Origin of the sequence: Tabrizicola sp. (assembly GCF_016793705.1) — a bacterium.
Taxonomy (GTDB): Bacteria; Pseudomonadota; Alphaproteobacteria; order Rhodobacterales; family Rhodobacteraceae; genus Tabrizicola.
Genome location: NZ_JAEULO010000066.1, coordinates 91,153 through 112,107, shown reverse-complemented (window position 1 = coordinate 112,107; position 20,955 = coordinate 91,153). Strand labels below are relative to the sequence as shown.

Below are 20,955 nucleotides of genomic sequence, written 5' to 3'. Positions count from 1 at the left end.
GCCGGCCATGGCCCACGCAAAGAACCACGATTACCACATCCTTGCGCCGTCGATCTGGCCGCTGTTCGGGGCCGTCGCGGCCTTCGTGATGCTGTTCGGCTCGGTCCTGTGGATGCATGGCTCGGGCCCGTGGATGGGGCTGGTCGGGCTGGCGGGCGTGCTCTACACCATGTTCGCCTGGTGGTCGGAAGTGGTGCATGAGGGGCAGACCGGGGATCATACGCCGGTCGTGCGGCTGGGCCTGCGCTACGGCTTCATCCTGTTCATCATGTCGGAGGTCATGTTCTTCTCGGCCTGGTTCTGGACCTTCTTCAAGCACCGCCTGTATCCGATGGGGCCGCAATCGCCGGCCGTCGACGGCGTCTGGCCGCCCGCCGGGATCGAGACCTTCGACCCCTGGCACCTGCCCTTCATCAACACGCTGATCCTGCTTCTGTCGGGTTGCGCCGCGACCTGGGCGCACCATGCGCTGGTGCATGAGAACAACCGCAAGGACCTGGTGAACGGGCTTATCCTCGCCATCGGGCTGGGCTTCATCTTCACCCTCCTGCAGGCCTACGAATACAGCCACGCGGCCTTCGGCTTCGCCGGCAACATCTATGGCGCCTCGTTCTTCATGGCGACGGGCTTCCACGGCTTCCACGTCATCATCGGGACGATCTTCCTGACCGTCTGCCTGATCCGCGCGCTGAAGGGGCATTTCACCCCCGAACAGCATGTCGGCTTCGAGGCGGCGGCCTGGTACTGGCACTTCGTCGACGTGGTCTGGCTGTTCCTGTTCGCCGCCGTCTACGTCTGGGGCCAGGGCTGATCCCTTTCGTCCGACACGATCTTTGCGCAGGCCTTCGGGCCTGCGCTTGCATTTCCGGGGTTTCCCATGCGTCGCTACGTCTTTCCGGTCCTGATGGGCATTGTCGGGGTTGCCGTCCTGACGAGTCTTGGCTTCTGGCAACTGCGCCGGATGGAGGAAAAGCGAGTCTATCTGGATGAGATCGAGGCCCGGATCGGCAATGCGCCGATCCCCTTGCCCGCCGTTCCGGAGGAAGCGCCGCACAAGTTCCAGGCGGTCTTTGCTGAAGGACGGTTCACCGGCGAGTATCTGGAGGTTCTGGCGGGACAGACCGGGGCCAGCCCCGGCGTGCTGGTGATCGAGGCCTTTGCCCTGCCGGACGGTCGCCGGATCATGGTGCAGCGCGGCTTCATTGCCGACGAGGCGCGCGCCACGCCCCGCCCGCCGCATGAGGCGAAGGTCGAGGGCAACCTGCACTGGCCGCAGGACACCAGCAGTTCCACCCCGCCGCCGGATGAAAAGACCGGGCTGTGGTTCGCCCGCGACGTTCCGGCGATGGCCGTGAAGCTGGGGACGGAACCGACACTGATTGTCGCCAGCAAGCCAACCGGTGACGGGATCACGCCGATGCCGGTCGACACATCGGGTATACCCAACGACCATTGGGGCTATGCGATCCAATGGTTCCTCCTCGCGGCGACCTGGGCGGGGATGACAGTCTTTCTTCTCTGGCGTATCAGGACGCGGAAGGTGTGAAGGCGATCCGATGAACTATATCTCGACCCGTGGTTCGGCCCCGGTCCTTGGCTTCGGCGAGGCGATGATGACGGGCCTTGCCCGCGACGGCGGTCTTTATGTGCCGGAAACCGTGCCGGTGATGACGAAGGCCGAGATCGCGGCGCTGGCGGGTGCGCCTTACGAGGAAGTCGCGTTCCGGGTGATGCGACCCTATCTGGGCGGGTTCTTCAGCGATGATGAGTTCAAGGGCCTGATCGCCAGGGCCTATCAGGGTTTCCACCACGCCGCCCGCGCACCCATGGTGCAGCTGGGGTCGAACCATTTCCTGCTGGAGCTGTTCCACGGGCCGACGCTGGCCTTCAAGGACTTCGCCATGCAGCTGATCGGCCAGACGATGCAGGCGGCCTTGGCGAAGACGGGGGAGCGGATCACCATCGTGGGCGCGACATCGGGCGATACCGGGTCGGCGGCGATGGAGGCGTTCCGGGGCCTCGCCAATGTGGATGTGTTCATCCTCTTCCCGCATGGCCGGGTCAGCGAGGTTCAGCGGCGGCAGATGACGACGCCGTCGGAAGCGAACGTGCATGCGCTGGCGATGGAAGGGGACTTCGACGACTGTCAGGCGCAGGTCAAGGCGATGTTCAACGACTTCGTCTTCCGCGACGGGGTGCGGCTGGCGGGGGTGAACAGCATCAACTGGGCGCGGGTGCTGGCGCAGGTGGTCTATTACTTCTACGCGGCGACTGCACTGGGGGCGCCACACCGGGCGGTCAGCTTCACTGTGCCGACGGGCAATTTCGGCGACATCTTCGCGGGCTATGTCGCGCGGAAGATGGGCCTTCCCATCGACCAGCTGGTGATCGCGACCAACCAGAACGATATCCTCGACCGGGCCTTGCGCTCGGGTGACTACCGGACGAACGGGGTCAAGCCCTCGATGAGCCCATCGATGGACATTCAGGTGTCCTCGAACTTCGAGCGGGCGCTTTTCGATGCCTATGGCCGCGACGGCGCGGCGGTGGCGGCCCTGATGGATGAGATGAAAACCGGCGGGTTCCGGATCAGCCAGGGGGCGATTGAGAGCCTCCGGGGGAGCTTCGTTTCGGGCCGTTGTTCCGAGGAGGAAACGCTGGAGGTGATTGCGCGGCACTGGAAGACGACGGGAGAGCTTCTGTGCCCGCACAGCGCCGTGGGGGTGAAGGTGGCGGAGGAGCATGTCGGCCTTGCGCCGATGATCACGCTGGCCACCGCGCATCCGGCGAAATTCCCCGATGCGGTGGAGCGCGCGACCGGGGTCCGGCCCGGCCTGCCGCCGCATATGGCGGACCTGTTCCAGCGCAAGGAACGGGTGACGCGGGTGCCGAACGATCTGGCGGCCTTGCAGGCGCTGGTGCGCGAGAGGATCCGTCACTGATGCAGAAGCTTCATACCCTGCCGAACGGCTTCCGCATCGTCACCGAGGCGATGCCGGGGCTGCAATCGGCCAGCGTCGGTCTCTGGGTCGAGGCCGGGGGGCGGCACGAGACGCCCCAGCAGAACGGCATCGCGCATTTTCTGGAGCACATGGCGTTCAAGGGCACGAGGCGGCGGTCGGCGCTGCGCATCGCCGAGGAAATCGAGGATGTGGGCGGCTACATCAACGCCTATACCAGCCGCGAGATGACGGCCTATTACGCACGGGTGCTGTCGGGCGATGTGCTGATGGCGCTGGACGTGATCGCCGACATCGTGCTCAACCCTCTGTTCCGCAAGGCGGATATCGAGACCGAGCGCCATGTCATCCTGCAGGAGATCGGTCAGGCACTGGACACGCCGGACGACATCATCTTCGACTGGCTGCACGAGGTGAGCTACCCGGGCCAGAGCTTCGGGCGCACCATCCTGGGGCCGGAAGAACGGGTCTCGGCCTTCCGCAAGGCGGATTTCGAGGGGTTCACCGCGAGTCACTACGGGCCGGATCAGATGATCCTGTCGGCGGCGGGCGGAGTGGACCATGCGGCGGTGGTCGCGGCGGCGGAGCGCATCTTCGGCGAGTTGAAGCCGGTGGGGGCCTCGAAGGTGGAGCCCGCGCGCTTCGTCGGCGGCGAGCGGCGCGAGGTCAAGGACCTGGAGCAGGTGCATTTCGCGCTGTCGTTCGAGGCGCCGGGCTATCGCGACGACAAGGTCTATACTGCGCAGGTCTATGCCACCGCGATGGGCGGCGGCATGTCGAGCCGCCTTTTCCAGCGCATCCGCGAGGATCGGGGCCTCTGCTATTCGATCCATGCGCAGTCGGCGGCCTATGAGGATACCGGGCAGGTGACGATCTATGCCGGAACCTCGGAGGCGGAGATCGGGGAGTTGACGCAGCTGACAGTGGACGAGCTGAAGCGGGCCGCCGAGGACATGAGCGAGGCCGAGGTCGCACGGGCGCGGGCGCAGCTGCGAGCGGGGCTGCTGATGGGGCTGGAAAGCCCGTCCTCGCGCGCCGAACGCAATGCGCGGCTGCTGTCGATCTGGGGCCGGGTGCCGGATGTGGCCGAGGCGGTCGCGAAGATCGACGCGGTGGATACCGCTGCGGTGCGCGGCTATGCGGCGGAGCTGACGGCGGCGAAGGCGGCGCTGGCGGTCTACGGGCCGGTCGCGGCAGCGCCCGGCATCGACGAGGTCCGGCGGGGGCTCACTCCCTGATGCTGGGCCTGAAGCGCCGCATCCGGGTCGAGACCGAGCGGATGACGCTGCGGCTGCCGGAACATGGCGACTGGCGGCAATGGTCCGAGGTGCGCGAGGCCTCGGCCGACTTCCTGGTGAAATGGGAGCCGGTCTGGTCGACCGACCACCTGAGCCGCCGTGCCTTCACCAACCGGGTCTACTGGGCGCAAAGGGCCGAGGCGCAGGGCCAGGCGCTGCCGATGCTCTTGATCCGGAGGGCGGACCAGCAGCTCCTGGGCGCGCTGACACTGGACAACATCCGTCGGGGGCCCGCGCAGACCGGGACCTTCGGCTACTGGATCGGCGAACCCTTCGCGCGGCAGGGCTACATGCGCGAGGCGATCCTGGCGCTGACCCACCACGCCTTCACCCGGATGGACCTGTCGCGGCTGGAAGCGGCCTGCCTGCCCGAGAACCTGCCCTCGCGCGGGGTGCTGGAGAAATGCGGCTTCAAGTATGAAGGCGTGGCGCAGAGCTATCTTCAGATCAACGGACGCTGGCGCAACCATGTGCTTTACGCCAACCTGCGGGGCGACCGGCGCGGCCGGACGGACGTGGGATAAGCGGCGCCTGTTGAATTGAGCGCTGGCGCGCGAGCCTTTTGTCTCGCGGCTTTGCGTGAAGGACGCAAAGCCGCTCGGATATGCCTCCGGCGGGGATATTTGGGGCAAATGTGAAAGAGCAAAGGAGGGGAAGAAATGGCCATTCGGATCGCCCTTCTGCGCGGGGTGAATGTCGCGGGGGCGGGCAAGCTGCCGATGGCGGAGTTCCGCGACATGCTGGCGGGGATGGGGCTGTCCGGTGTGCAGACCTATATCCAGTCGGGGAATGCCGTGTTCGACAGTGATCTGGCCGCGCCTGGACTGGAAGCGACGATCGCGGATGCGGTCGAGGCGCGGTTCGGCTTCAGGCGGGACGTCTTCGTGCTGTCGGCACGGGAGCTTGCGGAAGCGCTGACCGATCATCCCTTCGCCGGGGCCGCGCCGAAATTTGTCCATGTCTTCTTCCTTCGCGAGACGCCCGAGCCGGACGAGGCCACCTTGCGCGATCTGGCGCTGCCGGGGGATGCCTGGCACATCGGCCCCCGGCGGTTCACGCTGCACACGCCGGGGGGTGTCGGCACCTCGAAACTGGCCGAGAGGCTGCCGCGGCTGCTGCCCGCCCCGATGACGGCCCGGAACCTGAACACGCTTGCCGCGCTGCACGGGATGGCCCTCGCGCAGCCGTGATCGTCGGGCCGCGTGACGGAGGGGCAATCCGGGTTACTCTTGCAGCCAGCCCCGGAGGTGTCCCATGCGCCTGCTTGCCGCCCTTGCCCTGATCGCGACGCCTGCCCTGGGGCAGGAGCGGATCCCTTCGCATTGCATCGCGGTCGCCGCAGCGGAGCCGTCGGTAGTCCCGGCGGCCCTGCAGGACGGGCTGGAGCCGGACTCCGTCCTGATCCGCTACCTGGACCATGCAAGCTTTGCCATCGTCACGGCGGATGGCACGGTGGCGGTGACGGACTACACCGGCTACCTCGGCACGCAGGACCTCGTGCCGGATGTGGTCACGATGAACAGCGCACACAGCTCGCACTGGACCGCCGCGCCCGACCCGCGCATCCCGCATGTGCTGAAGGGCTGGCCCGACGGCGGCAGGCCCGCCGAACACCGGCTGGAGCTGGGCGCGATGCTGGTCAGGAATGTGACGACCGACACGAGGGGGCCGTTCGGGGAAGGCGCGCGGAAGGACGGCAACTCGATCTTCATCTTCGAGGCGGGCGGTCTTTGCATCGGCCATCTCGGCCACCTGCACCAGATCCCGAGCGAAGAGCAATATGCCGCCATCGGGCGGCTGGACGTGGTGATGGTGCCGGTGGATGGCGGCTACACGATGCGGCTTCAGGATATGACGGGGGTGGTGCGGCGGCTCAAGTCGTCCGTCGTCATCCCGATGCACTGGTTCAGCGGGGAAAGCTTGCGTGCCTTCCTGGCCGACATGGCGCCGGAGTTCACCGTTGTCGAGACCGGCGGGGCGCAGATCGCGCTCTCCTTGCACGACCTGCCTTCCGAGCCGACGATCATGGTGCTGGAACCGGCCTGGCTGGACTAGCCTCTCCCGCCCGCCTTGCTATGAAGGGCGGGAAGGAGACGCCGATGCTGAACCCCTGCGATCCTGCTTTCGTCTCGCGCCTTGCCGGGCAGGTGCCCGAGGGGGTGCTCTCGGCCCCCGAGCCCCGGCATCTGGAGGAACCTCGCGGCCGCTGGATCGGTCAGGCGGGGGTGCTGGCCCGGCCCCGGACCACGGCGGAGGTGGCGGCACTGGTCCGCGCCTGCGCCGAAGCGCGGGTGGGGGTGGTGCCGGTCAGCGGCGGGACGGGGCTGGTCGGCGGGCAGACCCTGACCTTTGGCCCCGCGCCGCTCTTGTTGTCGCTGGAGCGGATGGCGGCCCTGCGCGGACTCTGGCCCGAGGAGAATGCGATGGTGGTCGAGGCGGGCATGGTGCTGGCCGAGGTGCAGGCCCGTGCGGCAGAGGTCGGGCGGCTGTTCCCGCTGTCGCTCGCGTCGGAGGGGAGTTGCCGGATCGGCGGCAACCTCGCGTCCAATGCCGGGGGGACGGCGGTCCTGCGCTATGGCAATGCGCGCGACCTCTGCCTGGGGTTGGAGGCGGTCTTGCCCGATGGGACGGTGTTCAACGGCTTGACCCGGCTGCGGAAGGACAATGCGGGCTACGACCTGCGCCACCTGCTGATCGGCTCGGAAGGCACGCTGGGCGTGATCACGGCGGCGAGCCTGAAGCTGTTTCCGCTGCCTGCGGCGCGGGTGGTGGCGCTTCTGGCGGTGCCGTCTCCGGGGGCGGCGCTGGACCTGCTGGCGCTCTGCGGCGAGCGGGCGGCGGGGCTCGTCTCGGGCTTCGAGCTGATCAGTCGGATGGGCTTCGACTTCCTGGCCGAGACCGGCTTCGATCTGCGCGCGCCCTTCGATCCGGTGCCGGACTGGCTGGTGCTCGTGGAGCTGGAACTGCCCGCGGGACTGGAGCCGGAAGCGGTGATGGCGGGGCTATACGAGGCGGGGGCCGAGGCCGGGTTGGTGGCGGACGGGGTGATTGCCACCTCGGAGGCGCAGGCGGCGCAGCTCTGGGCGCTGCGCGAGACGATCCCGCTGGCGAACCGCAAGGTGGGGGCGGTGTCGAGCCATGACATCTCGCTGCCCTTGTCGGCCATCCCCGGCTTCATCGCCGAGGCGCCAGGGGCGATCGTGGGGCTGGGGGAGTTCCGGGTGAACTGCTTCGGGCATCTCGGCGACGGCAACCTGCACTGGAATGTCTTCCCGGCGCGGGGTCATGCGAAGGGCGAGCATGAGGGCGTGCGCGATGCCGTGAAGACGGCGGTGCATGATCTGGTGCATGCCCTTGGCGGGTCTGTCGCGGCAGAGCATGGGGTGGGGCGGCTGAAGGTTGGCGACCTTGCGCGCTACGGTGATCCGGGGAAACTGGCGGCGATGCGGGCGATCAAGACGGCGCTGGATCCGGCGGGGATCATGAATCCGGGGACGGTACTGGGGTGAGGGCGTGGCCTGAGTGAAACAGCCCCGCCGCAGGAAACCTGCGACGGGGTGCTTTGGGGGTGTGTGGGTCACGCTGTGGGTAGCAGCGCGGTCAGGGTGGGTAGCCCTGACAAGGACCGGTGTAGAGTGATTCTCTTACAGGACGGTTAACGGAAGCCGCCCGATGCGCGCGCGGTGCCGATTTCTTCTAAGAAATCGGTCCGGAGTTTTCGAAAACTCCGTGGGTCCAACGGGTTCAGCCTCACAGCCCCTCGAACGCGCAAAGCGCATGGACGTCCATGCCCAGTCTCTCCAGCTTCTTCCGACCGCCAAGGTCCGGCAGGTCGACCACGAAGGCGCAGCCCACCACCTCGGCGCCGAGGCGTTCGATCAACCGGATGCCCGCTTCCGCCGTGCCGCCGGTGGCGAGGAGGTCGTCGACCAGAAGCACCTTCTCGCCCGGCTGCATCGCATCGTCATGCACCTCGACCACCGCCTCGCCGTATTCCAGCTGGTAGGCCTGGGCGATGGTCTGGCCGGGCAGCTTGCCCTTCTTGCGGATCGGCACGAAGCCGGTCGACAACTGGTGCGCCACCGCCCCGCCCAGTATGAAGCCCCGCGCCTCCAGCCCCGCGACCTTGTCGATCCGCATGCCCGCATAGGGGGCGAGCAACTGGTCCACGCACATCCGGAACCCGCGCGGATCGGCGAAAAGCGTGGTCACGTCGCGGAACAGGATCCCCTCGTGCGGGAAGTCGACGATGGTGCGGATATAGTCCTTGACGGTCTTGGCCATGGGGTCCTCAGAAAAGCGCGACGGGTTTCGATACCATCAGCCAGAGGATCGCGACAAGCGCGCCGAAGCCGGGCCAGCCGAGGAGGAACCAGAGTCGGTAAAGCCTGCGGGCTTCGGCCGGCACCGGGCCGGGCGGGGCGGCGCGGCAAAGATCGCGGATGCGGTATTGCAGGGCGACGACGGGCAGCCAGGCGGCAAGGGCGATCAGGTAGAGCGCATAGGTGAGGAGGAGCCAGGGCTCGGTCAGGCTCCACCCCGTCAGGTGGGCAAGCCAGAGGCCGGTCGCAGGCTGTGCGAGCCCGGCGGGGAGGGTGAAGAGCCAGTCGGCGGCGACCACGCCCGAGCCGACGCCCGCGACCACCTCGGCCCGGTCGCCGCGCATGGCCCAGACCATCTGGAAGGCGGTGCCGATGCCGGTGCCGAAAAGGACGGTGGCGGACAGGATGTGCAGCCACTTGGCGATCAGGAAGGGATCCATCAGCGCTCCTCCACCAAGGCGAGATGGGTGAAGAGCAGCGCGAGGATCGGCAGGTTCTTCAGGAGCCCGCCGTAGGGGTCGAGCCAGAGCGCCGGGGCGAGAAGGGTGAGGCCTGCCGTGTAGGCCAGGACGAGGGCGATCTGGGCGAGCGCGATGTGCCGGGGCCGCCAGTTGCGCAGGAGGGCGAAAGCCAGGGCCAGGTCGAGCGCGCCGAACCCGCGGGCGAGGGCGATGGCGAGGGGGTCGGGCAGGGCCAGGCCGGGGGCGAAGGTAGTTGCCGGAGAGGTCAGGCCGAGGAGGCCGGAGGCGAGCCAGAGGGTGGCGAGGGTCAGGCGGATGAGGGGTTTCAGGAGGTAGAGGCGGGCCTGCCAGAGGTCTTGCGTTCCGGCGGGGCGGGCGTTGAGGAAGGCGGAGACTGGGCGCGGGCGGGTCTTCAGCCGGGCGAGGAGCGGCGCGGGGTCGGCGAGGACTCCGGCCTGAAGCTGGGCGACGGCGGTGGCCGAGACCGGGCCGATCCGCAGGGTGTCGCCCAGATGCCCAAGCGTCATGGCCGTCGGCGTGGAAAGGTGCAGGGGCGGTACCGGCGCCAGGCCCAGCCAGCTGCGGTATCGGGCCGCAAGGTCGGCTTGGGTGATGACCTCCGGCCCGCCGACATCCCAGGTGCTCCGCAAGCGGATGTCCAGGCATTCGGCCACCACCTCGGCCAGATCGGCGGCGTGGATCGGGTTGAAGGGCTGCGCTCCGTCGCCCACCACCGGAAGCCGGAAGGGCATCGCCGCGAGTGCGCGGAGGAGGGAGGAGCCGCCGTAGGAGGTCTCGCCCAGGACCAGCCCCGGGCGCAGGATGCAGTGGTCGGCGAAGAGCGCTTCGGTTTCGCGGCGCCAGCGGGCGAAGGGGGTCTCGGCCCCGGTGCCGACGGCAGAGATCAGGAGGGCGGTACCGCGCAGCGCCTGCAAGGCGGCGCGGGGCGCGTCGTGGTGGACGGCCCGGAAGGCGGGTTCGGTTCCGGCGAGGAGACCTGCGGCGTCGACGAGAGCCGTCCCCTGGGGCAGGTGCGGGGACCAGAAGGCGGGGGAATGCGTCGCCGGGTCGGTCAGGTCGGCGCGGAGGGTTTGGAAGCCCATCGCCTGCAGTCGTTTGGGATTGCGGGCCTGGGCCGTCACCGACCAGCCTTTCGCCCGCAGCCCGAAGGCGAGATGGCGTCCGATGAAGCCGTCGGCCCCGAGGATCAGGACCCGCCGCACGGGCCTACAGGACCCGGCCCGCCACGGCGTCGAGTTTGGCGAGGAGGTCCGGGTCGCGCTTGTCGGGGGCGGTCATGATCGCATGGGAGAGGGCGCGGTCGCAGCCGTGCGGGCATGGTTCGCGGTCGGGAGACAGGAGCGCGGGCAGGCGGGCGACGAGGCCGCGCGCGGCGGCGGCATTGGCGTGGACGACGGCGATGACCTGCGCCACGTCCACCGCGCCGTGGCTGTCGTGCCAGCAGTCGTAGTCCGTCACCATGGCGAGGGAGGCGTAGCACAGCTCGGCTTCGCGGGCGAGGCGGGCCTCGGAAATCCCGGTCATGCCGATCACGTCGGCGCCCCAGGCGCGGTACATCCGGCTTTCGGCGCGGGTGGAGAACTGGGGACCCTCCATCGAGAGGTAGGTGGCTCCGGTATGAACGGTCAGGCCCTCGGCACGGGCGGCCTGGGCGGCCAGCGCACCGAGGCGGGGGCAGGTCGGGTCGGCGAGGCTGACATGGGCGACGCAGCCGGGGCCGAAGAAGGAAGGCGGCCTCTGGGTGGTGCGGTCGATGTACTGGTCGACGACGACGAAATCGCCGGGGGCGAAGTCTTCGCGGAGGCTGCCGACGGCCGAGACGGCGAGAATGTCGGTGCAGCCGAGCCGCTTCAGGGCGTCGATGTTGGCCCGGTAGGGGACGCTGGCGGGGTCGTGGACATGGCCGCGTCCGTGGCGGGGGAGGAAGGCCATGGGGAGGCCGTTCAGGCGGCCCACCAGCACTTCGTCCGAGGGCTTGCCCCAGGGGGTCTTCACCCGGACCCAGCTTGCGCCTTCGAGGCCGTCGATCTGGTAGACCCCCGATCCTCCGATCACGCCGAGCATGGTCTGCATGGGGTCCCCCTGGTTGGCCGGGGAGAGGATAGCGGGGGCGTCGGACCGTGTCCACGGTGGACAAGCGCGACGATGGCAGGGATATCAAAGGCTTGCGTGCGGGCGTTAGGGAAATGTTCATCTTTGACCACAACCGGGACAGGATGGATCGTTGCGGTCGCCGGCCCTTCCGTGCTTGGATCGGCCCCGGTTTGTCCCGGAGCCTGCCCAATGCTGACCCCCTTCCATCTGGCCTATCATGTCACCAGCCTTGACAAGGCCCGCGCCTTCTATGGCGGAGTGCTGGGCTGCCGCGAGGGGCGGAGCACGGAGACTTGGGTGGATTTCGATTTCTTCGGGCACCAGATCAGCCTGCATCTCGGCGAGCCGTTCAGGACCACGAATACCGGCAAGGTGGGCGATCACATGGTGCCGATGCCGCATCTGGGGCTGGTCCTGCTGCTGCCCGACTGGCAGGCATTGGCCGACCGGCTGACGGCGGCGGGGGTGGTCTTCGTCCTGCCGCCGCAGGTGCGCTTCCAGGGCCAGCCGGGGGAGCAGTGGACGATGTTCTTCCGCGATCCGAGCGGCAACCCGATCGAGGTGAAGGGGTTCGCGGCGATGGAGAATGTGTTCGAGGGGTGAGGGATATGACTGACGCCGTGACGTACGAGCGCATTTGTGGAACCGTGGCCTCCCTTCTGTTTCTGTTTGCAAGGATTGAGAACGAAGCGCGCGAGATCATCGGTAGGGTCGGAGGCCCGGAGAGTCTGAGTAAGGTCATTGGGGCACGAGGGACGCTGCAGGTTTGGAAGAAATTGCTTCTGCAGGATCGTGAGGTGCGGCCCGAAGAAGCCTTGTTGGCAGAACGGCTTTGGACACAGATGCAGGAATCACTCGATGTCAGAAATGGCATCTGTCACGGCTTGATCGGCGCATCGGCCGAAACGGGAGGCGCTCCGGCGACGCTGAGTTGGCGCGTCGAGGACAGCATCATGAGCAGGACCTATGACGAGTTGCAGGAGATGTTTGCCTGGCTTTCAAGGATACCGCAGGCGATGGCCATGATTTCGCATGCTGTGTGTGCAGCGGACCCATCAAAACTTAGACCGCTTCCGAAGCGTGACTTCTGGGAAAGCGAGTTCGGTATTGAATTCGACAAGGAGAGCTAGCGCGATTCAAGGTCCGTTGTCGCGCACCTACATGGTTTTCCAGTTGCGCTTGCCGTCTGACCTGCCAACTCTGGCCCTCTGGCGAAGGAGTGCTGCATGGCAACGGAATCCGCGGGCGTCGATCTGGTTTCGGTGGTGACGCTTCTGGGCGCGGCAGTGGTGGCGGTGCCGGTCTTCAAGCGGATCGGGCTGGGATCGGTGCTGGGCTATCTGGCGGCTGGGCTCGTGATCGGGCCGTTCGGGTTGGGACTTTTCTCGGACCCGATGGCGATCCTGCATGTCGCCGAGCTGGGCGTCGTCATGTTCCTCTTCATCATCGGGCTGGAGATGGAGCCGTCGAAGCTTTGGGCGATGCGACGTGACATCTTCGGGTTGGGGCTGTTGCAGGTGCTGCTTTGTGTGGCGCTTCTGGGGCTGGTCGGCGTGGCGCTGGGCTATCCCTATGCGGTCTCGCTGATTGCCGGGGCCGGGTTCACCCTGACCTCGACTGCCATTGTCATGCAGATGTTGCAGGAACGGAATGACATTTCCGCCCCGAAAGGGCAACGGATCGTGTCGATCCTGCTTATGGAGGACCTGGCCATCGTGCCCCTGCTGGCGCTGGTCGCTTTCCTCGCGCCGGGGGGGGAGGACCTGACGCTGCTGGATCGGCTGCAGGGGGTGGCCATCGGTCTTGCGGCGATCGCGGCGCTGGTCGTGGCGGGGCGCTACTTGTTGAACCCGATGTTCCGGGTTCTGGCCGCCTCCCGCGCGAGGGAGGTGATGACGGCGGCGGCGCTGCTGGTGGTTCTTGGAGCCGCGCTCTGGATGCAGGTGGGCGGGCTGTCGGCGGCGATGGGGGCGTTCCTGGCGGGGGTACTCTTGTCGGAATCGAGCTTCCGCCACCAGCTTGAGGCCGATGTGGAGCCGTTCCGGGGCATCTTGCTTGGCCTCTTCTTCCTTGCGGTCGGAATGGCGCTGGACCTGTCGATCATCGCTGCGAACTGGCGGCTGATCGCGGTGAGCGTGCTGGCCCTGATGGGGCTGAAGGCCGCGATCATCTATCTGGTCGCGCGGCTGACCAAGGCGGGGCATCGCGAGGCGCTGGAGCGCACGGTGCTGATGGCGCAGGGTGGCGAGTTCGCCTTTGTCCTCTATTCCTCTGCCGTCGCCTTTGGCCTGCTGGATCTTGATGCCAACGCGATCCTGAATGCGATCGTCATCATCTCGATGGCGCTGACACCGCTGCTGGTTGTCCTGCTTGACCGCTTTCAGCCGGCGGCGGTGGTTTCGACCGAAGGGATCGAGGCACCGGACGGGTTGTCGGGACAGGTCCTGATCATCGGCTTCGGTCGTTTTGGCCAGATCGCCTGCCAGCCGCTTCTGGCGCGGAAATGCGAGATCAACATCATCGACGACGACCCCGAGATGATCCGCGCGGCGGAAACCTTCGGCTTCAAGGTCTGGTTCGGCGACGGCACCCGGCTGGACATCCTGAAGGCTGCCGGTGCGGCAACGGCGCGGGCGGTGGTGATCGCGACGGACAAGCAGGAGATCACCACGCGGATCGTGAAGCTGGTGCGCGATGAGTTCCCGAATGCGGTCATCCTGGCGCGGGCCTTCGACCGCCAGCATGTGCTGGAGCTGATCAAGGAGGGCGTCGACCACCACATGCGCGAGGTCTTCCATTCGGCGCTGGCGCTGGGCGGCGAGGCGCTGGAGGTGCTGGGGGTCGAGCCTGAGGAGATCGAGGAGATCGCCGAGGGCATCCGCAAGCGCGATGCCGAGCGGCTGGCCTTGCAGATGACGGGCGACATCTATTCGGGCCGCGGGCTGATCATCGGCAACGCGGAGCACACGGTGCGGACCTAGAGGCGCGCGTGCAGCCGGCTGGGCGCGGTGCCGAAGCGGGCGGTGAAGGCCTTGGAGAAATGCGAGCGCGTGGCGAAGCCGCAGGCGGCGGAGATTTCCGAGAGGCTGAGGTCGGTGCCCGACAAGAGGTTCCGGGCGTGGTCGAGTCGCATGTCGAGGTAGAATCGCGCAGGGGGCTGGCCGAGCGCCTTGCGGAAGATGCGTTCGACGTTGCGGCGGGAATAGCCGATGCGGGCGGAAAGGTCCTCCATCGACAGGGGCTCTTCGATGTGGCGCTTCATCAGCTCGACCATGGCCGAGAGGCCGGGATTGCGCAGCTGGGCGACGGCGGAGAGTGAGGAGCGCTGGCCGGGGTCGCGGCCGATGGCGACGCGGCGCAGGCACATGTCGAGGACCATGGTGGCGAAAGCCTCGCCCTGGTCGCGGGCGATGATGTCGATCATCAGGTCGGTCGCCGCTGCACCGCCGCCGCAGGTGAGAATGCGATCGTCGATCTCGAACTTGGTCTCGGCGGGGGTAAGGGTGGGAAACATCTCGCGGAAGGCGGGCTGGTTTTCCCAGTGCAGCGTGAAGCGGCGGTTGGTCAGGAGGCCCGCTTTCGCAAGGGCGAAGGGGCCGGTGCAGAGGCCCGCGACCGGGCCGCCATGGCGGTGGTGGCGCTGGACGGCCGCGACGAGGGGGGCGGTGATCGCCTTTTCGGGCTGGTTGCCGGCGCAGACGACGAGGGTCGCGTCGCGGGCGGGGGTGGCGAGGGGGCCGTCGACCTGGACGGTAAGGCCGCAGGACGAGGTGACGGGCTGGCCATCGGCAGTGGCGGTGCGCCAGGCGTAGAGCGGGCGTTGCGAGAGCTGGTTGGCGATGCGCAGCGGCTCGACCGCCGAGGCGAAGGCGAGGAGGGTGAAGGAGGGGCAGATCAGGAAGTCGAAGGCGCGGGTCGGCGCATCGGCGCGGGCGGGGCGGAAATAGGCGGCGCCCGCCGGGATCAGGGGGGCGCTGTCGGTCATGGCTGCGGGGCGCCGACGGCCCGGCGGTCGGGCTCGGGCGGGGCCATCAGGCTTTCGAGCTTGGCCTTCACCGCCTCGGGCCAGGGCATCGAGGTGTGCTTGTCGAGCCAGCTTGCCGCCAGCACCTGTTCGACCGACCAGCGGTGTTCTTCGCCGCAGTGGATGGTGTGGCGCAGGCGGACCGAGGATTTGCCAACCTTCAGGATCGACAGGCGGAAGGTCAGGGTGTCGCCGAAGAAGGAGGGCTTGGAGAAATCGCAGGAGAGGTGGACCGTGGGCGTGCCCCAGCGTTCGTTCCAGATGATCTCGTGCCAGGGCCAGCCGATATGGGCCCAGAATTCCTCGACCACGCCGTTCAGGATGTTCAGGTAGGCCGGGTAATAGGCGGTGCCCGAGATGTCGCAATCGCCGAAATGCAGCATCCGGTCGGTGGTGAAGCAGACGGTCATCCAATGTCCCCTTTTGCGACAGGCATGACGCGTATTGGCACCGAACGTCAAGAGTTCCGCCGCGCCGCCGATGTTGACAGCGCGAGGTGCGCCTGTTTCGTTCATCCGGGACGTGAAGATATGCGAGGAGGGCCAGAGGTGACGCTGAACTCCGATATGCTTCATCAGGCGCCGGACCTGGTCTGGGGAGCGCAGATCGGGACCTATGAATTGCGGCCTTCGGGGGAATTGATCTGGTCTCCGGGCCTCCTTCGGCTTTACGGCCTTGCCGAGGCGCCGCAGACCGGCGAGGCGTTTCAGAATCTTGTTCATCCCGAGGATCGCCAGCGGATCAGGGACGAAACACTTGAGTATCTCGCGTCGGGCAAGGCTCACTACAGCCACACCTTCCGCATCCTGCGTCGTGACGGTTCGGTTCGCGTGATCCTAGACCGCGGCGCGATCGAACGCGACGCGGCCGGCAAGGTGCTGGTGATCCGCGGCTTAAACGTCGATGTCACAGACGAGGCGCATCTGAACTATGTCTCGGAACGGCGCTGGCGCGAAAGCGAGGAGCGCTACCGCAAGCTGTTCGACGCGATCGACCAGGGGTTCTGCATCGTCGAATTCGATCTTCAGGCGGCTGAGGGGCGCGGCGACTATCGGGTGATCGAGGCGAATCCTGGCTTCTTCACCAAGACGGGGTTCCCGGAGTCCATCATGGGCCATTGGCTGCGCACGGCGGCGCCCGAGCTGGAAGAAAGCTGGTACGAAATCTATGGCGGCGTCGCACGGACGGGCGAGCCGATCCGCTTCGAGAACCATTCCGAGCTTCTGGGCCGCTGGTTCGAGGTCTATGCCTTCCGGCTGGAGTCGACCGAGCCCAAGCAGGTGGCGATCCTGTTCGAGGACGTGTCCGCGCGCAAGCAGCAGCAGGAACAGACCACGCTTCTCATCAACGAGATCAACCATCGGTCGAAGAACATGCTGGGCGTGATCCAGGCCATCGCGCGCAACACGGCGGCCAAGGATGCGACGGATTTCATTGCCCGGTTCGGCGAGCGGGTGCGCGGGCTGGCGGCGTCGAACGACCTGCTGGTGCGCAACGGCTGGCGTCCGGTCGAGCTGGAGGCCCTGATCCGGTCGCAGCTGCAGCCCTTCTGCGAGGGCGAGGACCGGCTGGCGCTCTCCGGCCCGCCGGTCGCGCTGTCGCCGGTCGCCACGCGGGCGCTGGGAATGGCGCTGCACGAGCTGGCGACGAATGCCGCGAAGTATGGCGCCCTGTCCACTCCGACCGGGCGCATCAGGCTGGATTGGTCGCTGGAGCCCGGAGAAGAGGGGGCGGAGGACCGCTTCCGCCTGTCCTGGATCGAGGAACGCGGCCCGCGGGTTTCCGAGCCGCTGCGGCGGGGCTTCGGCTGGAAGGTCATGACGATGATGGTGGAATCGACGACCTCCGGACGCGTGACCACGGAATTCGCGCCGGAGGGGCTGCGCTGGCGGCTGGATTGCCCGCAGAGCGGCGTTCTGGCCTGAGGGAGCCGGGTCAGGCGCGGTCGTCCTTGGGGCTGCCCATGACGACGAAGGTGGTGATGGCGCGGACCTGCGGCAGGGTGCCCAGCACCTCGGTATGCCAGTGCTTGAAGGCAGCGAGATCGGCGCATTCGACGCGCAACAGGTATTCCACCGTGCCGGTGATGTTGTGGCATTCCCGGACCTCGGGCGCCCGGGCGGCGGCACGCTCGAAAGCCTCTTGCGCGGCCTTGGTGTGGGCGCCGAGGCCGACGGTGACATAGGCCACGAAGCCGAGGCCGAGCTTTGCCGGGTCGAGGACCGCGCGGTAGGACTTGATGACGCCCGTGCGCTCCAACGCCTGCACCCGGCGCAGGCAGGCCGAAGGCGAGAGGCCCACCCGGTCGGCGAGAGCAAGGTTGGGCTGGCGGGCGTCGCGGGTCAGCTCGCGCAATATCCGGTGGTCGATGTCGTCCAACTTGCTCATTAACTGCGAAAATAGCGGCAACTGCGACGTATTTGCAACCCTTCTTGCCCAAGTGCGATGCAGAATTGCGTGCATGACTTACGAGCTTTTCCTCGCCCTCCTGGGCTTCGCCTTCGTCACCTCGGTCACGCCGGGGCCGAACAACATGATGCTCCTGGCCAGCGGGGTGAACTTCGGTTTCCGCCGCACCGTGCCGCACATGCTGGGGATCTCCGTCGGCCATGCGCTGATGGTCTTCCTGGTGGGGCTGGGGCTGGCAGGCGTATTCCGGGCCTGGCCGCCGGCGCTTCTGGCGCTGAAGATCGCCTCGGTCGCCTACATGCTGTGGCTGGCCTGGAAGATCGCCCATTCCGCCGCTCCGGGCGAGGGGCGGGCCAAGGCGCGGCCGATGACCTTCCTGCAAGCGGCGGCGTTCCAGTGGGTGAATCCGAAGGCCTGGGCCATGGCACTGGGCGCGGTCTCGGCCTATGTGGCCGAGCCCTCGGTCTGGGCCTATGCCGCTGTGGCGGGGGCGTTCTCGCTGGTCAACCTGCCCTCGGTCTCGGTCTGGGCCGGGGCGGGCCAGGCGGTGCGACGCTGTCTGGAGCGCCCGGGGCGGCTGCGCGCGTTCAACTGGGGGATGGCGGGGTTGCTGGTCCTGTCGCTCTGGCCGGTGGTGGTGATGGATATCTAGCTGATCGTCCCCGTCATGCTACTGGCGCTTATTGCGCGGGGCGCCCGTGGCAGTGCAACTGCACGTCCTTGGCACAGGGGCGGCGCGATGCGGGCAGGCAGGATCATGCGAGGGCTTGGGGTCGGCCTTGCCGCGGCTGTGGCGGCACTGGCGGGCTACCTGGCGTGCCTGCATCTCGGCGGCAACTTCCATGAAGTGCTGGCGGGCGAGCTTTACCGCTCGGCGCAGGTTTCTGGCGCGGATATCGGGGTCGTCCGGGAAAGCCGGGGCGTCCGGAGCATCCTGAACCTGCGCGGGGCGGCCCCCGGAGAAGGGTGGTATGACGAGGAGATCGCGCGCAGCGCCGATCACGGGATCATCCATGCGGATTTCGCGATGTCCTCCTCGCGCGCCATCGGGCCCGAGGAGGCGGCGCAACTGATCGCGCTGATGCGGGACATGCCGAAGCCGCTGCTGATCCATTGCCGCCGCGGGTCGGATCGCACCGGACTGGCGGTCGCGCTGTATCTGGCCGCGATCAGCGGGGCAGATGAGGAACAGGCCGAGCGGCAACTGTCGCTGCGATACGGGCATTTTGCCTTGCCCTGGCTGTCGGATGCATGGCCGATGGATGAAAGCTGGGAGCGGCTGGAACCGGTTCTCGGCTTTGCCGACAGCTGAGGTCAGCGGACCCAGAGCCCTTCGCGTTTGAGCGTGTTGCGGATCACCTGCTCGCGGCGGGGAAGGTTCGCGCGGTCGAAAAGCGCGCGGGCTTTCGCGCCCTCGCCCTGGATCACCATCCGCTTGAAGGCGCCCCAGTGCCGCAAGGCCGGTCGGAGGGCGGGGTCGGCGGCGATGCTCTCCAGCAGCGCGACGGCGCGGTCGCTCTCGCGGGCGTAGAGGAGGGGGAGCGTGCGATAGTGGCAGGTGGCAGAGCCGTCGAGAGGGGCGAGGCCGGGGCCGGGTCGGCCGCCGCCGAAGGAGTGGATGACGAGCGGCAGGGCGATCTGGTCGAGCCAGGGGTAAAGTTCCTGGCAGACCAGTTCGGCGGGCGGGTTGTCGCGGATGTCTTTCGCCCAGGCGAGGAAGCGATTGCCAAAGGCGCGGGGGCTTTGGTGGAAGAACCAGCCCGCGTTGAAGTAGAGGTAGCGCTGCCAGTAGTCCTCGGGGTGGGCGGGGTCGAGCGAGCTGTCGAAGTCGAGCCCGAAGCGGTCGTAGAGCGATTTCCAGGTCTGGGTCAGGGTGGGGCCGTAAAGCTCGACCTTGGGCCAGGTGTTCTCGCGCCGCATCGAGGCGGAGGGCTTGCTGAAGTCGAAGGGGATTTCGCTCAAGCGTCCGGTGATCAGCGTGTCGGTGTCGAGGAAGAGGAAGGGTTGGTCGGGCAGCGCCGCCAGCGCCTCGATCTTGTTGCCATGCGGGTAGTCCGAGCCGAAGGCGCGGGTCTCGAAGGGCAGGACCGTGGCGCCCAGGTCGGCGAGCACCTTGCGGCTGCGCTGCGACATGCGGGGGTCGTCCCGCCACTTCGGGCCCGGCTGCGGCTCGGCGATGAAGAGCATGCCGGGCAAGCCGGGGTCCGACAGGCGCAGCGAGGCGGCCAAGAGGATCGCCTCGTGCTCCAGCCGCCCCGACTGGGCAATGGCGAGGAGGTTGAAGCTCATCCGGGCGTGAAGCGCAGCGAGAGGCAGGACATCCCGCCGTCGATCTTCGCGCATTCGGTATTGCCGATCTCGCGGACCGTGAAGCCCGTTGCCGCGATGGCGTCGCGGGTCTTCGGGAAGCCCTCGGGCATCAGGACGAGGTCGTTGAAGCGGATGGTGTTGGCGGCGGCTTCCTCACCCTCGGCCACGTCGACGACCTTGTAGCCCGAAAAGCAGCCGGAGGCGGAGAGGCGTTTCGTCGACAGGATGGTATCGGCGTCGAGCAGCGAGCAGTCGGTCTTGAAATGGAGGACGCCGGGGGGTGTGATCACCTCGCGGACCCGGTGGCCCCAAGGGGCGACGAGGCGGGTGAGTTCGGCGATACCCGCGGCATTGGTGCGGGCGGAGCGGCCGACGAGGATTTCCCGCTCGGTGACGAGGATGTCGCCGCCCTCGATGAAGCTGTCCGCGCCGGTGATCTCGACCACCTGGCCGTAAAGCGCGCGCAGGTGCGGAGCCATTTCGGCGGCCTCACCCAGGCGAGAGGGCGCGCCGGGCCGCATGACGACGGCGCCCTGCGGCAGGCAAAGGGCAGTGTCCTCGACGAAGACGCTGTCTGGATAGGCGTCGAGCGGCGGCAGTTCGATGACGGTCGCGCCGGCTTCCTTCAGCGTGGCGACATAGGCCACGTGGTGGTCCAGCATCCGCGCGAGGTCTGGGGTGCCTGTGTCCACCGCGCGCAGGCCCCGGATGATGGAGACCGAGGGACGGCGGGTGATGGCATGGCTGAACTGAGTGGAAAAGGACATGGCAGGCCCTCTGGACGCGCGGTTGCAGCGGTGTCGCATTCCGACGGCGTGTTCGCAAGGGGCAAGGGTCTCGAATGACGAGCTGCCGACGCAGATCGCAGGCACGCATTGTGACCCACCCGCGGGACTTGCAGCCTAAGTCATTGATCACCATTGAAATGGTGGGCGACCCTGGAATCGAACCAGGCGTGGGTCGCCCCGGGGGAGTTACAGTCCCCTGCCGCACCTTGCAGCTCGTCGCCCGCCGGGGGTGGGTCTACTCAAGGGGGCCGGGGGCGTCAAGGGTGGA

23 protein-coding genes and 1 tRNA gene are annotated in these 20,955 nt (G+C 67.5%); 14 read left to right on the top strand and 10 right to left on the bottom strand.

All coding sequences use genetic code 11. The features are described 5' to 3' along the window. The first annotated feature begins 7 nt into the window (after nt 1-7). The 8 genes from JNJ68_RS17020 to JNJ68_RS16985 all read left to right on the top strand — a co-directional run bounded on the left by JNJ68_RS17020 (nt 8) and on the right by JNJ68_RS16985 (nt 7,767). Nucleotides 8-811 carry a cytochrome c oxidase subunit 3 gene (locus JNJ68_RS17020; RefSeq protein WP_294984191.1) on the top strand — a complete coding sequence of 268 codons (804 nt, stop codon included), beginning with the start codon at nt 8-10 and terminating at the stop codon, nt 809-811. 66 nt (nt 812-877) lie between these two features. Then, nucleotides 878-1,546 (top strand): SURF1 family protein, encoded by a 669-nt coding sequence (locus tag JNJ68_RS17015; protein WP_294984189.1) that lies wholly within the window; start codon nt 878-880, stop codon nt 1,544-1,546. A gap of 10 nt (nt 1,547-1,556) precedes the next feature. Then, nucleotides 1,557-2,942 carry a threonine synthase gene (thrC, locus tag JNJ68_RS17010; protein ID WP_294984186.1) on the top strand — a complete coding sequence of 462 codons (1,386 nt, stop codon included), beginning with the start codon at nt 1,557-1,559 and terminating at the stop codon, nt 2,940-2,942. After that, a complete protein-coding gene (locus JNJ68_RS17005; RefSeq protein ID WP_294984183.1) occupies nt 2,942-4,198 on the top strand; it encodes a pitrilysin family protein in 1,257 nt (418 codons plus the stop codon). Before thrC ends, JNJ68_RS17005 begins: the two co-directional genes overlap by 1 nt. Beyond that, the gene (locus JNJ68_RS17000) at nt 4,198-4,782 is read left to right on the top strand and encodes a GNAT family protein (RefSeq protein ID WP_294984181.1); all 585 of its coding nucleotides are present in this window, start codon (nt 4,198-4,200) and stop codon (nt 4,780-4,782) included. The genes JNJ68_RS17005 and JNJ68_RS17000 overlap by 1 nt, the downstream gene beginning before the upstream one ends. Nucleotides 4,783-4,917: 135 nt before the next feature. Further along, the gene (locus JNJ68_RS16995; protein ID WP_294984178.1) at nt 4,918-5,448 is read left to right on the top strand and encodes a DUF1697 domain-containing protein; all 531 of its coding nucleotides are present in this window, start codon (nt 4,918-4,920) and stop codon (nt 5,446-5,448) included. A 64-nt stretch (nt 5,449-5,512) separates the two neighbouring features. After that, nucleotides 5,513-6,313 (top strand): MBL fold metallo-hydrolase, encoded by an 801-nt coding sequence (locus JNJ68_RS16990; RefSeq protein WP_294984176.1) that lies wholly within the window; start codon nt 5,513-5,515, stop codon nt 6,311-6,313. Nucleotides 6,314-6,357: 44 nt separating this feature from the next. Then, the gene (locus tag JNJ68_RS16985) at nt 6,358-7,767 is read left to right on the top strand and encodes an FAD-binding oxidoreductase (protein ID WP_294984174.1); all 1,410 of its coding nucleotides are present in this window, start codon (nt 6,358-6,360) and stop codon (nt 7,765-7,767) included. A gap of 241 nt (nt 7,768-8,008) precedes the next feature. Here JNJ68_RS16985 and JNJ68_RS16980 read toward each other — a convergent pair whose 3' ends face one another. Genes JNJ68_RS16980 through JNJ68_RS16965 form a run of 4 tightly spaced genes read right to left on the bottom strand, consistent with a single transcriptional unit; the run spans nt 8,009 to nt 11,135 of the window. Then, nucleotides 8,009-8,542: an adenine phosphoribosyltransferase gene (locus tag JNJ68_RS16980; protein WP_294984171.1), complete on the bottom strand. Its 534-nt coding sequence runs from the start codon at nt 8,540-8,542 to the stop codon at nt 8,009-8,011. 7 nt (nt 8,543-8,549) lie between these two features. Next, nucleotides 8,550-9,020: a DUF2269 domain-containing protein gene (locus tag JNJ68_RS16975; RefSeq protein ID WP_294984169.1), complete on the bottom strand. Its 471-nt coding sequence runs from the start codon at nt 9,018-9,020 to the stop codon at nt 8,550-8,552. Continuing rightward, nucleotides 9,020-10,264, bottom strand: a complete 1,245-nt coding sequence (locus JNJ68_RS16970) for an SDR family oxidoreductase (protein WP_294984166.1) — start codon at nt 10,262-10,264, stop codon at nt 9,020-9,022. The genes JNJ68_RS16975 and JNJ68_RS16970 overlap by 1 nt, the downstream gene beginning before the upstream one ends. A 4-nt stretch (nt 10,265-10,268) precedes the next feature. After that, entirely contained in the window at nt 10,269-11,135 is an 867-nt protein-coding gene (locus JNJ68_RS16965; protein ID WP_294984163.1) for an S-methyl-5'-thioadenosine phosphorylase, read from the bottom strand. Between the two features lie 210 nt (nt 11,136-11,345). On the opposite strand from JNJ68_RS16965, the gene JNJ68_RS16960 reads away from it, so the two are divergent. From JNJ68_RS16960 to JNJ68_RS16950, 3 genes are all read left to right on the top strand, one after another. Next, nucleotides 11,346-11,759, top strand: coding sequence for a VOC family protein (locus tag JNJ68_RS16960; protein WP_294984160.1), 414 nt, complete (start codon nt 11,346-11,348; stop codon nt 11,757-11,759). 5 nt (nt 11,760-11,764) lie between these two features. Beyond that, nucleotides 11,765-12,286: a hypothetical protein gene (locus JNJ68_RS16955; RefSeq protein WP_294984157.1), complete on the top strand. Its 522-nt coding sequence runs from the start codon at nt 11,765-11,767 to the stop codon at nt 12,284-12,286. A 96-nt stretch (nt 12,287-12,382) separates the two neighbouring features. Then, a complete protein-coding gene (locus JNJ68_RS16950) occupies nt 12,383-14,137 on the top strand; it encodes a monovalent cation:proton antiporter-2 (CPA2) family protein (RefSeq protein WP_294984154.1) in 1,755 nt (584 codons plus the stop codon). On the opposite strand, the gene JNJ68_RS16945 is transcribed toward JNJ68_RS16950, so the two are convergent. Both JNJ68_RS16945 and JNJ68_RS16940 read right to left on the bottom strand, forming a co-directional pair. Further along, nucleotides 14,134-15,141 (bottom strand): GlxA family transcriptional regulator, encoded by a 1,008-nt coding sequence (locus tag JNJ68_RS16945; protein ID WP_294984151.1) that lies wholly within the window; start codon nt 15,139-15,141, stop codon nt 14,134-14,136. The two genes, JNJ68_RS16950 and JNJ68_RS16945, sit on opposite strands and share 4 nt — an antisense overlap. Continuing rightward, nucleotides 15,138-15,590, bottom strand: coding sequence for a thioesterase family protein (locus JNJ68_RS16940; RefSeq protein ID WP_294984148.1), 453 nt, complete (start codon nt 15,588-15,590; stop codon nt 15,138-15,140). The genes JNJ68_RS16945 and JNJ68_RS16940 overlap by 4 nt, the downstream gene beginning before the upstream one ends. A 138-nt stretch (nt 15,591-15,728) precedes the next feature. On the opposite strand from JNJ68_RS16940, the gene JNJ68_RS16935 reads away from it, so the two are divergent. After that, entirely contained in the window at nt 15,729-17,105 is a 1,377-nt protein-coding gene (locus JNJ68_RS16935) for an HWE histidine kinase domain-containing protein (protein WP_294984145.1), read from the top strand. A 10-nt stretch (nt 17,106-17,115) separates the two neighbouring features. Here JNJ68_RS16935 and JNJ68_RS16930 read toward each other — a convergent pair whose 3' ends face one another. Then, a complete protein-coding gene (locus tag JNJ68_RS16930) occupies nt 17,116-17,568 on the bottom strand; it encodes an Lrp/AsnC family transcriptional regulator (RefSeq protein ID WP_294984142.1) in 453 nt (150 codons plus the stop codon). A gap of 73 nt (nt 17,569-17,641) precedes the next feature. Here JNJ68_RS16930 and JNJ68_RS16925 point away from each other — a divergent pair, with 73 nt between their 5' ends. Together JNJ68_RS16925 and JNJ68_RS16920 are read left to right on the top strand one after the other, a co-directional pair. Continuing rightward, nucleotides 17,642-18,241 carry a LysE family translocator gene (locus tag JNJ68_RS16925; RefSeq protein ID WP_294984139.1) on the top strand — a complete coding sequence of 200 codons (600 nt, stop codon included), beginning with the start codon at nt 17,642-17,644 and terminating at the stop codon, nt 18,239-18,241. A 105-nt stretch (nt 18,242-18,346) separates the two neighbouring features. Further along, nucleotides 18,347-18,901, top strand: a complete 555-nt coding sequence (locus tag JNJ68_RS16920; protein ID WP_294984136.1) for a tyrosine-protein phosphatase — start codon at nt 18,347-18,349, stop codon at nt 18,899-18,901. Nucleotides 18,902-18,903: 2 nt separating this feature from the next. Here the strand turns inward: JNJ68_RS16920 and JNJ68_RS16915 are convergent, their stop codons facing one another. The 3 genes from JNJ68_RS16915 to JNJ68_RS16905 form a co-directional block, all read right to left on the bottom strand. Continuing rightward, nucleotides 18,904-19,932, bottom strand: coding sequence for a hypothetical protein (locus tag JNJ68_RS16915; RefSeq protein WP_294984133.1), 1,029 nt, complete (start codon nt 19,930-19,932; stop codon nt 18,904-18,906). Beyond that, a complete protein-coding gene (locus JNJ68_RS16910; protein WP_294984130.1) occupies nt 19,875-20,666 on the bottom strand; it encodes an arginine deiminase family protein in 792 nt (263 codons plus the stop codon). Before JNJ68_RS16910 ends, JNJ68_RS16915 begins: the two co-directional genes overlap by 58 nt. Nucleotides 20,667-20,825: 159 nt before the next feature. Further along, a tRNA-Tyr gene (locus tag JNJ68_RS16905) sits at nt 20,826-20,909 on the bottom strand. Nucleotides 20,910-20,955 lie beyond the last annotated feature (46 nt).

What these genes read in the sequence shown, in the direction of transcription:
- JNJ68_RS16960 (WP_294984160.1), top strand. Translation starts at nt 11,346, where the DNA reads ATGCTGACCCCCTTCCATCTGGCCTATCATGTCACCAGCCTTGACAAG.
- JNJ68_RS16940 (WP_294984148.1), bottom strand. Translation starts at nt 15,590, where the DNA reads ATGACCGTCTGCTTCACCACCGACCGGATGCTGCATTTCGGCGATTGC.
- JNJ68_RS16965 (WP_294984163.1), bottom strand. Translation starts at nt 11,135, where the DNA reads ATGCAGACCATGCTCGGCGTGATCGGAGGATCGGGGGTCTACCAGATC.
- JNJ68_RS16930 (WP_294984142.1), bottom strand. Translation starts at nt 17,568, where the DNA reads ATGAGCAAGTTGGACGACATCGACCACCGGATATTGCGCGAGCTGACC.
- JNJ68_RS16995 (WP_294984178.1), top strand. Translation starts at nt 4,918, where the DNA reads ATGGCCATTCGGATCGCCCTTCTGCGCGGGGTGAATGTCGCGGGGGCG.
- JNJ68_RS16925 (WP_294984139.1), top strand. Translation starts at nt 17,642, where the DNA reads ATGACTTACGAGCTTTTCCTCGCCCTCCTGGGCTTCGCCTTCGTCACC.
- JNJ68_RS16990 (WP_294984176.1), top strand. Translation starts at nt 5,513, where the DNA reads ATGCGCCTGCTTGCCGCCCTTGCCCTGATCGCGACGCCTGCCCTGGGG.
- JNJ68_RS16910 (WP_294984130.1), bottom strand. Translation starts at nt 20,666, where the DNA reads ATGTCCTTTTCCACTCAGTTCAGCCATGCCATCACCCGCCGTCCCTCG.
- JNJ68_RS16915 (WP_294984133.1), bottom strand. Translation starts at nt 19,932, where the DNA reads ATGCGCGAAGATCGACGGCGGGATGTCCTGCCTCTCGCTGCGCTTCAC.
- thrC (WP_294984186.1), top strand. Translation starts at nt 1,557, where the DNA reads ATGAACTATATCTCGACCCGTGGTTCGGCCCCGGTCCTTGGCTTCGGC.
- JNJ68_RS16920 (WP_294984136.1), top strand. Translation starts at nt 18,347, where the DNA reads ATGCGAGGGCTTGGGGTCGGCCTTGCCGCGGCTGTGGCGGCACTGGCG.
- JNJ68_RS16950 (WP_294984154.1), top strand. Translation starts at nt 12,383, where the DNA reads ATGGCAACGGAATCCGCGGGCGTCGATCTGGTTTCGGTGGTGACGCTT.
- JNJ68_RS17000 (WP_294984181.1), top strand. Translation starts at nt 4,198, where the DNA reads ATGCTGGGCCTGAAGCGCCGCATCCGGGTCGAGACCGAGCGGATGACG.
- JNJ68_RS16955 (WP_294984157.1), top strand. Translation starts at nt 11,765, where the DNA reads ATGACTGACGCCGTGACGTACGAGCGCATTTGTGGAACCGTGGCCTCC.
- JNJ68_RS17005 (WP_294984183.1), top strand. Translation starts at nt 2,942, where the DNA reads ATGCAGAAGCTTCATACCCTGCCGAACGGCTTCCGCATCGTCACCGAG.
- JNJ68_RS16975 (WP_294984169.1), bottom strand. Translation starts at nt 9,020, where the DNA reads ATGGATCCCTTCCTGATCGCCAAGTGGCTGCACATCCTGTCCGCCACC.
- JNJ68_RS17020 (WP_294984191.1), top strand. Translation starts at nt 8, where the DNA reads ATGGCCCACGCAAAGAACCACGATTACCACATCCTTGCGCCGTCGATC.
- JNJ68_RS16945 (WP_294984151.1), bottom strand. Translation starts at nt 15,141, where the DNA reads ATGACCGACAGCGCCCCCCTGATCCCGGCGGGCGCCGCCTATTTCCGC.
- JNJ68_RS16985 (WP_294984174.1), top strand. Translation starts at nt 6,358, where the DNA reads ATGCTGAACCCCTGCGATCCTGCTTTCGTCTCGCGCCTTGCCGGGCAG.
- JNJ68_RS17015 (WP_294984189.1), top strand. Translation starts at nt 878, where the DNA reads ATGCGTCGCTACGTCTTTCCGGTCCTGATGGGCATTGTCGGGGTTGCC.
- JNJ68_RS16980 (WP_294984171.1), bottom strand. Translation starts at nt 8,542, where the DNA reads ATGGCCAAGACCGTCAAGGACTATATCCGCACCATCGTCGACTTCCCG.